The following is a 14,135-nucleotide window of genomic DNA, read 5'->3' on the forward strand; positions in this document are numbered from 1 at the left end:
ATGCGTCAGGATTATCTGTCCGGAGATAAAGAAAATCTTTCTAATACTGAAAAAGATGTGGAGCGGGCATTACGTCCGCTCTCATTTGATGATTTTACAGGACAGGAAAAAATTCTTGAAAATCTTAAAATATATGTTCAGGCTGCAAGACAGCGTGGTGATGCCATGGACCACGTGTTGTTGCACGGACCTCCGGGTTTGGGGAAAACAACATTGTCGCATATCATAGCCAATGAACTTGCTGCCGGTATTAAAATTACCTCCGGGCCAGTTCTGGACAAACCGAGCGATCTTGCAGGTTTGCTTACAAATTTGCAGGAACACGATGTCCTTTTTATTGACGAGATCCATCGTCTGAATCCGATTGTTGAAGAATATCTTTATTCTGCGATGGAGGATTATAAAATTGATATCATGCTGGACAGCGGACCAAACGCGCGCAGTATCCAGATCGGACTGAATCCATTCACATTGATTGGAGCCACCACACGCGCAGGAATGCTGACATCTCCGTTACGGGCTCGTTTTGGTATTAACGCTCGTCTGGAATATTACGATGCGCAATTGTTGAAATCCATCTTAAAGCGATCAGCTGTGATTTTGGGAACTCCGTTGGAAGATGATGCCGCTTATGAAATTGCCCGTCGTAGCCGTGGAACTCCGCGTATTGCCAATAACCTTCTCCGTCGGACACGCGATTTTGCACAAGTAAAGGGTAATGGTAAAATTACCGTTGCCATCGCTGAAATGGCTCTTCTGGCGCTTGATGTAGACCAGAACGGACTGGATGAAATGGACAACCGGATTTTGAGTACTATTATTGAGAAATTCAAAGGCGGGCCTGTTGGTCTTTCTACCATTGCTACGGCATGTGGTGAAGAGGCGGAAACAATTGAGGAAGTTTATGAGCCATTTCTGATTCAGGAAGGGTATATGAAAAGAACTTCCAGAGGCAGAGAAGTTACAGAAAAAGCATATCGGCATTTAGGTGTACTGCCAAGGCACCGTTCCGGAGAGCTATTTTAAATCCCTTTCGTCAGAAAAGCTGATAGCTAGCAATTTACATCTATGTTAAGATAGTGTCAACAAGACAATAATTGAGTTAGCTGCATTGCATTTTCTCTGAAAATTACGTACTTTTGCGTGAAATTTTGTGTCACTGCTGGTATGATAGAAAGTATTGTTGCTGTAAAGTTGGTTGTGAGGGTGCCTTGTGCGATCATTGAACATGATGGAAAAGTCTTAGCAGGACAGCGTAGTGCAGCACTTTCGTTTCCGCTTCAATGGGAATTCCCAGGCGGGAAACAAGAGGAAAACGAAACCGACGAGGAAACGCTTTTTCGCGAAATACGAGAAGAACTTGATGTTGACATAGAAATAATTCAAAAACTACCGGTTACGACCAAAGATCAGGGCTGGAGAGAAATTATCCTTGTTCCGTTTATATGTAAGCTGCAAACTTTTGAAATGACGCTATCCGAACATGAGCAAATCATGTGGCTTGACCCACAAGATTTGCTTTCGTTAAACTGGACGGTCGGAGATCTGGATATTATTAAAAGTTATTATACCTATCTATCGGGAAAATAATAATCTTTTTCCCTTAACGGTTTCATCGAAATTCCCATTTTCGTAAGCCAAATGGCCAGATACGAAAGTATGTGTAATGGCTGACTGAAAGTTGGTACCTTCAAAAGGTGACCATGCGCATTTTGAATAAATATTGGAAGGTTCAACAAAAGTACTTCCGTCAAGATCTACCAGCACAAGATCAGCCCAATAACCTTCCCGAATATATCCTCTGTCTTTAATCTGAAAGCAATCCGCTACGGCGTGACTCATTTTTTCAGCCACTCTTTCCAAAGGTATTTTCCCTTTTTTACTGAATTCCAGCATAACATTTAATGTATGTTGAATCAAAGGTAAACCCGAAGGCGCCTGCCAGTAAGGTAGTGCTTTTTCTTCGATGGTATGCGGAGCATGATCCGTAGCGATTACATCAATCCTGTTATCCAAAAGTGCCTGGAAAATTGCTTCTTTGTGATGCGGCGCTTTGATGGCCGGATTACATTTTATTTTATTTCCCAATATGTGATAATCTTCCGCATCAAACCATAAATGATGCACACAAGCTTCTGCCGTCACAAGTTTTGGGGATCCGTCAGCCAAAAGAATTTTACCATTTTTACGCTCTCCTACTTCAAAAAGAGAAACTTCGTCACCCGTTGAAATATGAAGAATATGTAATCTCGTTTTATGTTTATGTGCTAATCCGCTGGCAAAAGTGGATGAGATCAAACAGGCTTCTTCATTTCTGATGAGCGCATGAATATTATAAGGAACATTATCTCCGTATTTTTCTTTGAAAAACTCCATCCGCTGACGAACCGTCGGCTCATCTTCGCAATGTGTTGCGATCAGCATCGGTGCATTAGCAAATAGTTTTTCTAAAACTTCCGGCGAGTCTACAAGCATATTTCCCGTAGAAGAACCCATGAAAATCTTGATCCCGCAAACCTGTGTTGGGTCCGTGCGCATTACTTCGTCATAATTGCTATTCGACGCGCCCATGAAGAATGAATAATTCGCCAGGGACGTGTTTGCCGCAATCTGGTATTTATCTTCCAGCAACGGTTGTGTAAGCGCATTTGGAACTGTATTTGGCATTTCCATAAAGGATGTTACGCCACCTGCTACCCCGGCACGCGCTTCGGAATGAATATTTGCCTTGTAAGTTAGTCCTGGCTCACGGAAATGAACCTGGTCGTCAATAACACCAGGAAGTAAATACGTCCCTTTTGCATCAATAACCCGGTCAGCGGGAAGATTTTGTAAATCTTTTGCAATGCGTTGGATGTGACCATCAACAATATATACGTCAGATTCCTGGATCGTATTTTCATTGACAATGCGGGCATTCAGGATAAGGGTTTTCATTTACTATACAATTGGTGGATATACTAAATCGCTAATAATTTGAAAAGTAAAGTTAAGAATGTCTTGGTTGACCAGCTAATTTATTCAATCATTCTCTCATTCAAATTATTCTATCATTCTCTCACTCAATCATTCAAAATTGTTATGACTTCTCTCTGGTTTGATTTCGTTGACCTTATCTTTCCAAGATGCTGCGAAGCCTGTGACAAAGGATTGGTAGGTAATGAGGCTATTATTTGTACTACGTGCAGAATTGGTTTACCCAGAGTTGAGCAGGACAGTGTTTTTAGTGATATCGTCAAGCAAAAGTTTGTCAATATTCACGAAGTAGCAGGAACGCATTCTTTTTTGTTATTTACCAAAAAAGGCAAAGTGCAGAAATTATTACATGCGCTGAAATACCGGGGAAAATCGGAAGTTGGTATTTTACTTGGGTTTATGTTTGGACAGGAAATGATGGCAAATGGAAATTTACCGGAGGCAGACCTGATCGTCACAGTTCCTTTGCACAAGAAAAAATTAAAGATAAGAGGCTATAACCAAAGTGATAAACTGGCGGAAGGTTTTTCAAACGCTACTAATATTCCGTGGTCTGGAAATGCTTTGCAACGAACCAGATTTACCGAAACACAAACCGGTAAAACAAGAAATGAACGCTGGGAAAATGTTAAAGGCGTATTCCGGGTAAGTGAAAATGTTGAAGGGAAATCCGTAATTGTTATAGATGATATCTTGACAACTGGCGCAACTTTGGAAGCGTGTATAGAAGTTTTGAGGGAGGCAGGATGCGGACAATTTTATATTTTAACGATTGCTTCCGCTCAGCATTAAAAAGAATTTGGCATTAAAAAAGGAAGGATTCAAGTTTTAAAACCTGAATCCTTCCTTTTTACTTTTATAAATTTATTCTAAAAGAATCTTATTTACGGCTACCAGTCGCAATCATTGCGCAACGGAAACCTACCGATGCAGTGGCAGAATCCTGATCCATGTAACGACGCGTTCCTGGTGACAACCAGTAGGCTACGTCAGACCATGAACCACCTTTGTAAACACGAAGGTTATCATTTACCAAAGAGTTACCGTTTTTGCTGTCATAGTTTTTAGCATCATCCTGATATCCATCACGACGGAATGCGTTCAAGTCATTCACATCATTGTTGGAAAGCGGACGATAAACGTCATAAACCCATTCGCTTACGTTTCCAGCCATATCATAAAGGCCGTTGTCATTAGCAGGATATGAACGAATTTCCTGAGTAATGATCGCACCATCGTTTGATTTACCGGCGATACCAGCATAGTCTCCTGGTCCACGTTTGAAGTTAGCAAGCATTTGTCCTTGCTTCCGTCCGCGTGGCTGACGCATTGTCGATCCATCCCAAGGATAAATACGCTGGTTTGATTGATTTTCATCCGCATACTGTGTACCGATCATAGCGATCGCAGCATATTCAAATTCAGCTTCTGTTGGCAGACGGTATGGAGGCATTACGTAACCGCTCTCAATTCTAAGTTGAGCTGGTTCCGCTGAGGCAACTGCTTCTGCTTCCGCAGCATTGGCAGCTTTTTTCTTCTTGCCAATAGCAAATCCTTTTTTCTTCTGTCCGGCTTTATTACCGATTGCAGTATTGCTTTTACTTACAGCAGCAGTTCTCCATGCGCAATAATCGTTCGCCTGAACCCACGATACACCTACAACAGGGTACAAACGGAAACCAGGGTGACGAAGATACATGGTTACATAAGAATCGTTAAATGACAATTCATTGTACCAAACAGCTGTGTCGGGTAAGGCTTTGCTGTAAAATTCTTCCGAAGAATCTTTTTGAACAGCATTTAAGTATTCAAGATAATGGACGTTGGCAACTTCCGTCTGATCCATATAGAACGACTGGATACTTACGGTACGTTTTGGGTTGTCACGTCTGTTCATAACATCTTCTTCCAAAGATCCCATGGTAAAACGCCCACCTTCGATATAAACCAAGTCAGGACCAGCAGGTAATGCTTTGTATTGTTTCACCTGATAGCCATCCTTGCCATTATACGCCAAGCCTGTTTTTGAACTGGATTTCCCCGGTTTCAAACTCGTTGGTCTTTTTTTCTTACTACACGAAGTAGCCGCTAATAACACAATCAGTATCAACGCGATCGACCGGATACCCATCTTATGCATGCAAATCATTGCTTTAAAGTGACTTAGAGTGTTTGGTATTTAATAGTATGCGAAACTGCAAATGTAAGAAATCAATCGAACTTATTTGCGAAAAATCCATTATTGACACATTTCAACTAAAATCTTGTGCGCCTGGTCAATACTTTGCACATTTTCATAGATCAGCATAAGTTTCCCTTTCTGGTCTTTCAACGAACTTTGTTTTGGATGTAACTTAATGTAATCAATTACTTTACCAAACCTTGGCGACTGAAAAAACTCATCGTTCTGCGAAGTAACGAAGTATCCTTTCAATGTATTGTTTTTTAACGTTAATTTTTCGAAATACAAACTTTCGGCTTCCCAACGCAAACGAACTGTTTTCAACAAATTCTCAACTTCTTTTGGCAGAGGTCCGAAACGATCCATTACTTCTTTCTCGAAACCAAGCAGCTCTTCATTCGTTTTCATATCGTCGAGACGCGTATATAACGAAAGTCTTTCTGAAATATTTTTGACGTACGTTTCAGGTATTAAGGTAGCAAAATCGGTTTCGATCTGGCAATCCGGCAGTAATTTTGCAGGCAGCCCCAAAGCCGATGAGAACAAATCCTTGAACTCATTATTTTTCAACTCGGCAACTGCTTCATCCAGCATTTTATGATACAATTCATAACCCAGATCATTCACAAAGCCACTTTGTTCCGCACCTAAGAGATTTCCTGCTCCACGAATATCCAGATCCCGCATCGCAACTTTAAATCCATCTCCCAGTTCCGAAAACTCTTCCAAAGTCTGAAGACGTTTTCTAGAATCACTGGCTAAGGTAGACGCGTTCGGCGTTAAAAGGTAACAGAATGCTTTTCTGTTGGAACGCCCTACCCGGCCGCGCATCTGGTGAAGATCCGAAAGTCCGAACATATGCGCCGAATTGATAATGATCGTATTGGCGTTGGCAATATCAATTCCGGATTCAATGATATTGGTAGAAACCAGAATGTCATATTCTCCTTCAATGAAGTCGACCATTACTTTTTCAAGTTTATCACCGTCCATTTGTCCATGCGCCACACCGATTCTTACTTCCGGAACCAGACGCATAATAATGTTAGCAATCGATTCAATATCATTCACACGGTTATGTACAAAGAAAACCTGTCCGCCGCGCTGCACTTCAAAACTGATGGCATCGCGGATAAATTCTTCACTGAATGAATGTATTTCTGTCGTTACCGGCTGGCGATTTGGTGGCGGCGTTGCGATAACCGAAAGATCACGCGCGCCCATTAAAGAAAAATGCAGTGTTCTTGGAATTGGCGTTGCAGTTAATGTCAAAACATCCACATTCACACGCATTTCCTTCAATCTGTCTTTTGCTTTAACTCCAAATTTTTGCTCCTCATCGACAATCAAAAGACCAAGATCTTTGAACTGCACATCTTTATTCAAAATACGGTGTGTGCCGATCAGGATATCAATTTTGCCTTCGGCAGCCTCTTTCAGCGTATCTTTAATTTGTTTTGTTGATTTAAAACGATTGATATAACCCACTTTCGCCGGGAAATCTGATAAACGTTCGCTGAACGTTTTAAAATGCTGCATGGCCAAAATCGTTGTTGGTACCAAAACAGCTACTTGTTTACTATCACAAACGGCTTTGAAAGCTGCGCGAATTGCTACTTCTGTTTTTCCAAAACCAACATCACCACAAACCAGACGATCCATCGGATGACCTTTTTCCATATCATCTTTCACGTCGGCAATGGCCGTTGCCTGATCCGGCGTATCTTCATACAAGAAGGATGATTCAAGTTCAGCCTGCATGTAATTGTCAGCAGAAAACTGGAAACCTGGTGCCTGACGACGTTTCGCGTAAAGTGCAATCAGTTCGTGGGCAATATCTTTAAGCTGCTTTTTAACTCTTGATTTTTTCGCTTCCCAATCGCCGGAACCCAATTTACTCATCGCAGGAGGCGTTCCCTCCTTGCCGGTATACTTGGCAATTTTATGCAGGTTATGCACACTTACATATAGCAAATCATTGTCGCGGTAAATAAGCCGGATTGCTTCCTGCTCTTTTCCATTGACATCTTTCCGCTCCATACCGGCAAAACGTCCAATACCATAATCCACATGGGTAACAAAATCACCGACGTGCAGGGACTTCAATTCTTTCAGCGTAATCGCTTTCGATTTGCTGAATTTTTCTTTTAACCTGTACTTATGAAAACGGGCAAAAATCTGGTGATCAGTATAACAGGCTATTTTCAGATTTTCGTCAATAAAACCTTCCCGAAGCGAAATATTCGGCATCGGCTGAAATTTGACAAACGGATCAAGATCTTCAAAAATCCTTTCCAGACGATCCAGCTGTTTCGGTTGTTCCGCAACAATGATATTGACAAAACCTTTTGACTGATTTTCGGAAAGATCATCCAGTAAACGCTTAAAGTCCTTATTAAAAGACGGTTGCGGTTTGGAAGAATAGGGGAGTTTGCTTTCCGTTTTGAAATAAAACCGACGCCCGAATTCTACCGTTTTAAATTTTTTAACCTGATTTAAAAAACCGCGTCGTGTCTCAAATAAATCGGCCGGATTTGAAACGATCTGAACACCACCGCTGGTCACTTCCTGTAAAGCTTTTTCCGCTTTCTCGAAACAGCTTTCGATCACTTCAAGCGTTAGTTCTGCATCTTTAAACCACAAAACTGAATCGCTATCCAGAAAATCCATGAATGATTCTCTCGTTTCATGAACCAGTTTTTGCTGAATATCCGGGACAATATTAATTTGTTTGGCTGTTTCAATCGAAAGCTGCGTATCAGGATCAAAAGAGCGGATACTTTCCACTTCGTCACCAAAAAGCTCGATACGGAATGGATGTTCGCTGGCAAAAGAGAAAACATCCAGAATACCTCCACGTACGGAAAACTGGCCGGCTTCAAAAACAAAGTCGGTAATTTCAAAACCATAACTGGTCAGGAATTCTGTCAGAAATGATGGATCCAGCTTCTGGCCTACTTTCACCGAAAAAGTGTTGGCAATCAACGATCTTTTGTTGATCACTTTTTCAAAAAGCGCTTCGGGATAAGTTACGATTTGAAACGGTCCGGGTTTGGCAACGTTCAATTTATTCAGGATTTCTCCGCGCATCAGAACGTTGGCGTTGTCTACTTCTTCGTAATGATATGGGCGTTTGTAGGACGTAGGATAATATAAAACCTCCGTTTTGCCCAGCAAATTCTGCAAGTCATTTTGAAAATAAGCAGCCTCTTCCCGATCGCTCAAAATATATAAGGCCGGACTTTTCTTCTTTTGCTGAACGGCCGCTGCAATTACCGCATCTACACTGCCGACAAGTCCTTTGATCTGAATATGTGCGGCGTCCTGTTTTTTAGAGGCAATTTGTGAAATGAACAGATCCAGATAACTGTCACCTCCGTATAGCGTCAATAAATCTTTTACTTCCAAAAGTATAGCTAAATTATTAGAGGAAATTTCCCCGGTTTTTATAAACTTGATCAAACACAAAAAGCCGTTCCAGGGATTTTCCCGGTCGGCAATAAATTAAGAACAACAGATTTTTCGCTTTTGTTTACTGTTTTTTCTCTTTTACAAAGATAAAGTGAAATCAGTCGGGGACAACGTAAAATTTTTGTGAAATGTCTTAATTTGAAATCAGTTAATTTTCTCTAAAACTTCGTCTGTGAATATCATTTTATTAATGGTTTCACAGGTAATTCGCAAACCGTCCTCAAAAATTTTATGGGGAGTCGCACTTCCCGTCAGTTCATCACTGTAAGTCTGACTGTCGGCAACCTGTATTTTTTTGTTATTCAGGAACAATGACGATTCGAATTGGAACGCCGCTGAGGAATTATTTGAAGTGACAGGAACGGCCACATTTCCTGCAAGAACAGCCGAAGTAGAGGACCCTCCAACCTTCCAGAAAGGCCTGATTCGATAAATAACTAATACTAAACCTTTCTCAGGAGTTATCCCCAGAAAATTAATTGTTTGAAAATTTTTGCTGAAAGTACTTTTCAACCCATCTATAACACTTAATCTGAAATCACTGACTTTCATTTTTTTTATTCCACCACCGTCCATCACAAGGCTATCTCTCACATCTTCCATTAAAACGATGTTCAAAGGCTGGGTGACTTTTTTCTGAAATGGTTTTGCGTAAGGTTGAACCGCAACATATCCCAATGGCCGCAGATGCGTGCTGCAACCGGCAAAAATGAATATCAGGAAAAATGCGGTGGGGAGTGTAAATTTAAATTTCATAATGAAAAGGTAGGTAAGGATTAGACAAACAAAGTTTCTTTGTAACTTAAATGAGTACAATAAATATAGGAATCGTTATGCTAAATGCAAAGGAAGTGACATATGGCATCCGGAATTTTCATTTTAAATACATTCGCGGATAGAAAAAATATCCATCTGCTTAATTTTTGGTTTCTTTGGATACAAATTCAAGGTAACTTTTTCAAATACATGATCGACTGGCTCAATCAATCCATAACTTTCGCGGGCATAGCCACAACGGTTCTTGAAATACTCGGTTTTGTGACGGGCGCAATTTGTGTTTATCTAAATACCCGGCAAAATGTTTTGGGCTGGTTTTTCGGAATTATCAACGCCGTACTTTACGTGATCGTTTTCTGGCAGGTTAAGTTATATGCCGATATGAGTTTGCAGGGTTACTATTTCTTTACCAGTATTTATGGCTGGTGGATGTGGTTATATGGCGGAAAAAGTCATGATGGAATTTCAGTAAGTAATACACCATCAAAACTTTATGGAATTTTTGCCATTATCTTTTTTGCCGGAACCTTACTCTGGGGGTTTCTCCTGGGCCGTTTCACCAATGCAAGTTTTACCTATGTTGATTCTGCGCTAACCATTGCCAGTTTGATCGCACAATGGATGATGGTACGAAAATATCTTGAAAACTGGATCGTCTGGATCGTCGCAGATGCCTGCTACACGGTAATGTATTTTTACAAAGATCTATACCTTACAGCCATTTTATATGCTGTTTTTCTGGCATTAGCTGTGTTAGGATATATTCAATGGAAACGGGATATGAAGAAATTGACAAGCGCCAATTTTTAACAATCACCAAAAGGAATTTCCTGTTCTTCCAGAATGGCCCTGATCCTTGGTGAATCTTCAAAAATAATCCGGAGCTCTTTTTTTGCAACATCTTCCTCTTCGTCCATCCATTTCCAATCTTCCGCTGTTGCGTCAAAAATGTCAATAAGCGCGAGAATTTTATCGTCTGATTTTTCTTTTGAAAGCCAGTCGTTGGAATTTGTGATGTATAAAATTACTTTTTCTTCTGTGATCCATTCCAGATCGTTCAGCATTTCATCAAGCGCATCCAGGTTTTTTCCGGAGTAATCTGGGAAGTTTAATGCTTCGCCAATTTGCTCATGGAAATCTTTTATTGAAGTCGCTTTCTGACCATCAATTTTGGCAATAAAAGCACCCAGAAATGATTTGCGAAGATCTGTGTCTTTTTTTGCAAGAAGAAAATGTGTGTTTTTCATGGTGTTAATACTGACAGAATCAGATAAAAAAGTAAAAGTTGTACAAAGATAAAAAGCTGCCCGGGAAAGTTATTCGATTTCTGTAAAAGAATCATAATGATCCCGCGTATACCACGCGCGTTTATTTTCGCTGGTGATCAAACGTTCCGCACCGCGGTTTTTTCCTTTTTTCTTAGGATTAACGTCCCATTCCTGGTATTTCATGATACTCCCCGCATCATCTTTTAGTGGCAAAAGTTTTTCAAAGTTTCCAAATTTTCTGCCTCCCTGATAACCTTCCGGTGCACGGCCATTTTCACGGACATAAGCCAGAATGTTTAAAACTTTCTGGGGAATCTCCCCTTTCTGATTTTTGCTTAAAAGCGATTTATCAGATTTTCTAGTCAGTTTTAGTGGCTTTTTTGCTTTGGATTCCGTTTGTTCCTGGCTTTGCGTATTTTCCTGAGAAGTATTATTTCCATTACCAGAACAGGCAACAGCTACTAACGTTGCAAGAATAAAAAAACTTTGTCTGAGCCAGGAAGAAATCGGTGTGTAACGGGTTTTGGAAATCATGTATTGCTAAAAATTATTGATACTTTTTTACATAAAGAACCTCATCGTGCAGACAATGAGGTTCTTATAATTTTAAATCATTCGATTTTTAATTCAATGAAAACATGGGCAGCCTAAGCGCAACGACATTGTTAAACATCAGTTTACAAATGGTTGGGTCCATATAATCAATCAGTGGAAATTCTGAAACCAATGACATTACTTCAAACTCAGTTTCCGCTCTTACCACGCACCAGAGTTTCAAACGATCTTCGGATAATGCGTAAGACATAAGTCGTCCCTGCTCCATTAATTCGTTGATTTTTTTTCTCTGCGCCGGTATTTTCTCAGTGTATTCTTCCGTCATAACAGCCGGAAGTTGGATTTCAACCATATATTGACTCATGAGCGAAAGAGGTTAGGTACGTGAAAATCTAAATTTTACTATTATAAAAGGATATGCGCAATGTAATAGTTCCTCCGATATATTTGATCACATACTCTTTAACTCATATTAACACACCAACGATTTTCCGGAGCGTCTCGTTGAACTTAGGTAAGTTAAAAAAAGTTTTAATTATTTAAACCTCTGTTCCAACCATTTTTTAAATATCGGTGTCAACGTATTGAAGAGCTGGTAATTTATTTAATCAGAAAGAATAACGAAGCAAGTTTAAAACGAGACCTAGTCCTTAGTAGTAAGGCAAAAAAATAATAAATCAAACCGAAAGTAGCACCCCCTTAAACTTCGGATGACTTTTAACGAACAGGAATTGGTGATTGGCTGTCAACAGCGCAACCGTGTCGCCCAGAAACAGCTATATGATGTTTTTGGCGGCAAATTGTTTGCTATATGCCTTCGATATACCAAAAACCGAGATGACGCGCAAGATGTTTTGCAAGATGCTTTTATAAAGATTTATGAAAATATAAGTACGTTTCGAAATGATAGTCCGCTTGAATACTGGCTGCGTTCCATCGCAGTCAATACGGCGTTAAACCATTTGAGACAACATAAATATTTAAAACAGCTCGACGATATTGATACGCATGAAAATGGCCTGGCCGGTAAGGATATTACCTTGGCAGATTTTCAATGGCAGCAGCTGCTGGAATTTATCAAGGAATTGCCTATCGGCTGTCAGACGATTTTTAATCTGTACGCCATTGAAGGATACCAGCATAATGAAATAGCCCAGAAATTAGGTATATCTGAAGGAACCTCGAAATCGCAGTATTCGCGGGCTCGTACGCTTCTCCAGGAAAAATTGAACAAAGAAACAAGATTTGATGATGGATCCGTCCAAAAAAAATAGCTTTGATGAGCAATGGAAAAAGGCATTTCAGGAAGCTTCTGAAACGCCTCCTCTATCTGCCTGGGAAGGCATAGAGGCTCGTCTTGACGAGGAAGAGAGGGATAAAGTGGTTCCACTTTGGTGGAAAACACCAGGATATTGGTATGCGGCTGCCTCGGTGGCAGCATTGCTGCTTGTTGGTATTAGTTTATGGGATGGCTCTAACAACGTGAATAATAGTAACGCAGAGAAACAAGTAGCAGCCAATAAAACCAGTCCTGATACTCAAAAGGAAGTTTTAGAAGAAGATAAAAGTGTTATTCCAACTGAAACACAAATCGAAAAAGAGCGGGTTTTAAGCCCGGGAAGCACTATTGCAGAAGTTGGAAGAAGTAAAGGCTTATCGGAAAATGCGGCTGTTTTCAGAAACACCGGGGAAAAATTAGTGCAGCAAAAATCAGGATTTGGAGAAAGTAGAAATACTGATGTTGTACCACCCGTGGAAAATAATGTCGCTGCCGTATCGGGTTTTAACAGCGAAGAAAAATCTTTGTTGGCCAGTGATTTTAAGAAAATAAAGGAAACTCCTGAGGCAAAAGAGGCTCAGGAGTTGACAAATAATTCCGAAAAAGCGGTTGAAATAGCAAAACTTGATGCTGCAAGTCAGATTTTAGCAGAAGCGTTGATGCCGATCGGATATAAAGATCTGGATGTTTACATGCAAAAACGCTATGTTTTCTATAAGCCAGATGCGATGGCTGAAACCAAGCTTCCTAAAAAAGAGAAAAAGAAACAGGAATATTGGGCTGATGTAAATGTGATGCCTGCCAGTTTTAATCCAAATATAAATGTAACAAATGCGCCTTCGGCCTATGCTTCCGCGAATGCATCACGACAGTCATTATCAGGGAGCAGTAAATCCGGATCATCTTATGCAGTTCAGACGCAAGGCGCGAAGCGTATTTCCAAACACTGGTCGGTGGAAACGGGTTTGAATTATTTGCAGGGAAATTCTACCTATGAAGGTGGAGGATATTTATTGAATGCTGTTAACAGCCAGTCCGAGAATGTATTGCAAAGTGCGTTAGCGGATAAAACAGCTTTGGGATCTAATGCTGCTCCTAACAGCCCAGCGCTAGGTTCTAATTACTCGTCTAATACGCTTTATATTGCTTTAAATAAAGAAGTTATTAATAATTACCGCTTCGTTCAGGTTCCTGTTCAGGCTGGTTTTACATTAAATCCTGACAAGAAATTAAGCTATTCAGTTGTGGGTGGAGTGATTACGAATTTCTTTGTCAACAATGAATTTGAGGCCGCTTCGGGATCTGTGATCACAACGAAAGCGAAGGATGATGTGTATCGTAATTTGAATTATTCGGCAACAACCGGTCTGCGTTTCAATTATAAATTATCAGCAAAATTAAAAGCAACACTTTCAGGATCGTATCAAAAATCACTGCTTTCAGGATTTAAAAACAGCGAATCACTGGAATCACATCCGTCATTATATGGTGTTGCCTGGGGTGTAAGATATTCTTTTTAAAAAAAAGATTCATCTCATTCCAACCAATCAGCGGAGAATTGACTCTTCATAATATAACCTGTTACGTAGGTTAAATAAAATTGAAACCCTATACACATTTTATTTAT

At 40.3% G+C, this 14,135-nt stretch carries 13 protein-coding genes; 6 read left to right on the forward strand and 7 right to left on the reverse strand.

Features of this window, described 5'->3' with window-relative positions:
• Positions 1 to 1,026: a Holliday junction branch migration DNA helicase RuvB gene (ruvB, locus tag FZF08_RS25540; RefSeq protein WP_159475500.1), complete on the forward strand. Its 1,026-nt coding sequence runs from the start codon at positions 1 to 3 to the stop codon at positions 1,024 to 1,026.
• Positions 1,027 to 1,143: 117 nt separating this feature from the next.
• Positions 1,144 to 1,590: a (deoxy)nucleoside triphosphate pyrophosphohydrolase gene (locus FZF08_RS25545; protein ID WP_229216695.1), complete on the forward strand. Its 447-nt coding sequence runs from the start codon at positions 1,144 to 1,146 to the stop codon at positions 1,588 to 1,590.
• Here FZF08_RS25545 and FZF08_RS25550 read toward each other — a convergent pair.
• Entirely contained in the window at positions 1,576 to 2,937 is a 1,362-nt protein-coding gene (locus tag FZF08_RS25550; protein ID WP_159475503.1) for a dihydroorotase, read from the reverse strand. The genes FZF08_RS25545 and FZF08_RS25550 overlap by 15 nt on opposite strands.
• Before the next feature lie 144 nt (positions 2,938 to 3,081).
• Here FZF08_RS25550 and FZF08_RS25555 point away from each other — a divergent pair, with 144 nt between their 5' ends.
• Positions 3,082 to 3,768, forward strand: a complete 687-nt coding sequence (locus tag FZF08_RS25555; RefSeq protein WP_159475506.1) for a ComF family protein — start codon at positions 3,082 to 3,084, stop codon at positions 3,766 to 3,768.
• A gap of 88 nt (positions 3,769 to 3,856) precedes the next feature.
• On the opposite strand, the gene FZF08_RS25560 is transcribed toward FZF08_RS25555, so the two are convergent.
• The 3 genes from FZF08_RS25560 to FZF08_RS25570 form a co-directional block, all read right to left on the reverse strand.
• Positions 3,857 to 5,116 carry an SUMF1/EgtB/PvdO family nonheme iron enzyme gene (locus FZF08_RS25560; protein ID WP_159475526.1) on the reverse strand — a complete coding sequence of 420 codons (1,260 nt, stop codon included), beginning with the start codon at positions 5,114 to 5,116 and terminating at the stop codon, positions 3,857 to 3,859.
• Between the two features lie 99 nt (positions 5,117 to 5,215).
• Complete coding sequence (gene mfd / locus FZF08_RS25565; protein ID WP_159475627.1) at positions 5,216 to 8,566, reverse strand: transcription-repair coupling factor; 3,351 nt, start codon at positions 8,564 to 8,566, stop codon at positions 5,216 to 5,218.
• Between the two features lie 207 nt (positions 8,567 to 8,773).
• A complete protein-coding gene (locus tag FZF08_RS25570; RefSeq protein ID WP_159475529.1) occupies positions 8,774 to 9,385 on the reverse strand; it encodes a hypothetical protein in 612 nt (203 codons plus the stop codon).
• A gap of 210 nt (positions 9,386 to 9,595) precedes the next feature.
• On the opposite strand from FZF08_RS25570, the gene pnuC reads away from it, so the two are divergent.
• Positions 9,596 to 10,216: a nicotinamide riboside transporter PnuC gene (gene pnuC / locus FZF08_RS25575; RefSeq protein WP_159475532.1), complete on the forward strand. Its 621-nt coding sequence runs from the start codon at positions 9,596 to 9,598 to the stop codon at positions 10,214 to 10,216.
• Here pnuC and FZF08_RS25580 read toward each other — a convergent pair.
• The 3 genes from FZF08_RS25580 to FZF08_RS25590 form a co-directional block, all read right to left on the reverse strand.
• On the reverse strand, positions 10,213 to 10,653 hold the full coding sequence (locus FZF08_RS25580; RefSeq protein WP_159475535.1) for a barstar family protein: 441 nt from the start codon (positions 10,651 to 10,653) through the stop codon (positions 10,213 to 10,215). The two genes, pnuC and FZF08_RS25580, sit on opposite strands and share 4 nt — an antisense overlap.
• A 69-nt stretch (positions 10,654 to 10,722) precedes the next feature.
• A complete protein-coding gene (locus tag FZF08_RS25585; RefSeq protein WP_159475538.1) occupies positions 10,723 to 11,208 on the reverse strand; it encodes a ribonuclease domain-containing protein in 486 nt (161 codons plus the stop codon).
• Positions 11,209 to 11,296: 88 nt separating this feature from the next.
• Entirely contained in the window at positions 11,297 to 11,593 is a 297-nt protein-coding gene (locus FZF08_RS25590) for a muconolactone Delta-isomerase family protein (protein WP_159475541.1), read from the reverse strand.
• 346 nt (positions 11,594 to 11,939) lie between these two features.
• Here FZF08_RS25590 and FZF08_RS25595 point away from each other — a divergent pair, with 346 nt between their 5' ends.
• Both FZF08_RS25595 and FZF08_RS25600 read left to right on the forward strand, forming a co-directional pair.
• Positions 11,940 to 12,503 (forward strand): RNA polymerase sigma factor, encoded by a 564-nt coding sequence (locus FZF08_RS25595; RefSeq protein ID WP_159475544.1) that lies wholly within the window; start codon positions 11,940 to 11,942, stop codon positions 12,501 to 12,503.
• Positions 12,478 to 14,028: a hypothetical protein gene (locus FZF08_RS25600; protein ID WP_229216696.1), complete on the forward strand. Its 1,551-nt coding sequence runs from the start codon at positions 12,478 to 12,480 to the stop codon at positions 14,026 to 14,028. The genes FZF08_RS25595 and FZF08_RS25600 overlap by 26 nt, the downstream gene beginning before the upstream one ends.
• Positions 14,029 to 14,135 lie beyond the last annotated feature (107 nt).

Origin of the sequence: Dyadobacter sp. 3J3 (assembly GCF_009801115.1) — a bacterium.
Classification (GTDB): Bacteria; Bacteroidota; Bacteroidia; order Cytophagales; family Spirosomataceae; genus Dyadobacter.

Coding starts and splice junctions, on each gene's coding strand:
- FZF08_RS25580 (WP_159475535.1), bottom strand. CDS start 10,653: ATGAAAAACACACATTTTCTTCTTGCAAAAAAAGACACAGATCTTCGC.
- pnuC (WP_159475532.1), top strand. CDS start 9,596: ATGATCGACTGGCTCAATCAATCCATAACTTTCGCGGGCATAGCCACA.
- FZF08_RS25570 (WP_159475529.1), bottom strand. CDS start 9,385: ATGAAATTTAAATTTACACTCCCCACCGCATTTTTCCTGATATTCATT.
- FZF08_RS25550 (WP_159475503.1), bottom strand. CDS start 2,937: ATGAAAACCCTTATCCTGAATGCCCGCATTGTCAATGAAAATACGATC.
- FZF08_RS25600 (WP_229216696.1), top strand. CDS start 12,478: ATGATGGATCCGTCCAAAAAAAATAGCTTTGATGAGCAATGGAAAAAG.
- FZF08_RS25590 (WP_159475541.1), bottom strand. CDS start 11,593: ATGAGTCAATATATGGTTGAAATCCAACTTCCGGCTGTTATGACGGAA.
- FZF08_RS25595 (WP_159475544.1), top strand. CDS start 11,940: ATGACTTTTAACGAACAGGAATTGGTGATTGGCTGTCAACAGCGCAAC.
- FZF08_RS25560 (WP_159475526.1), bottom strand. CDS start 5,116: ATGCATAAGATGGGTATCCGGTCGATCGCGTTGATACTGATTGTGTTA.
- FZF08_RS25555 (WP_159475506.1), top strand. CDS start 3,082: ATGACTTCTCTCTGGTTTGATTTCGTTGACCTTATCTTTCCAAGATGC.
- FZF08_RS25585 (WP_159475538.1), bottom strand. CDS start 11,208: ATGATTTCCAAAACCCGTTACACACCGATTTCTTCCTGGCTCAGACAA.
- ruvB (WP_159475500.1), top strand. CDS start 1: ATGCGTCAGGATTATCTGTCCGGAGATAAAGAAAATCTTTCTAATACT.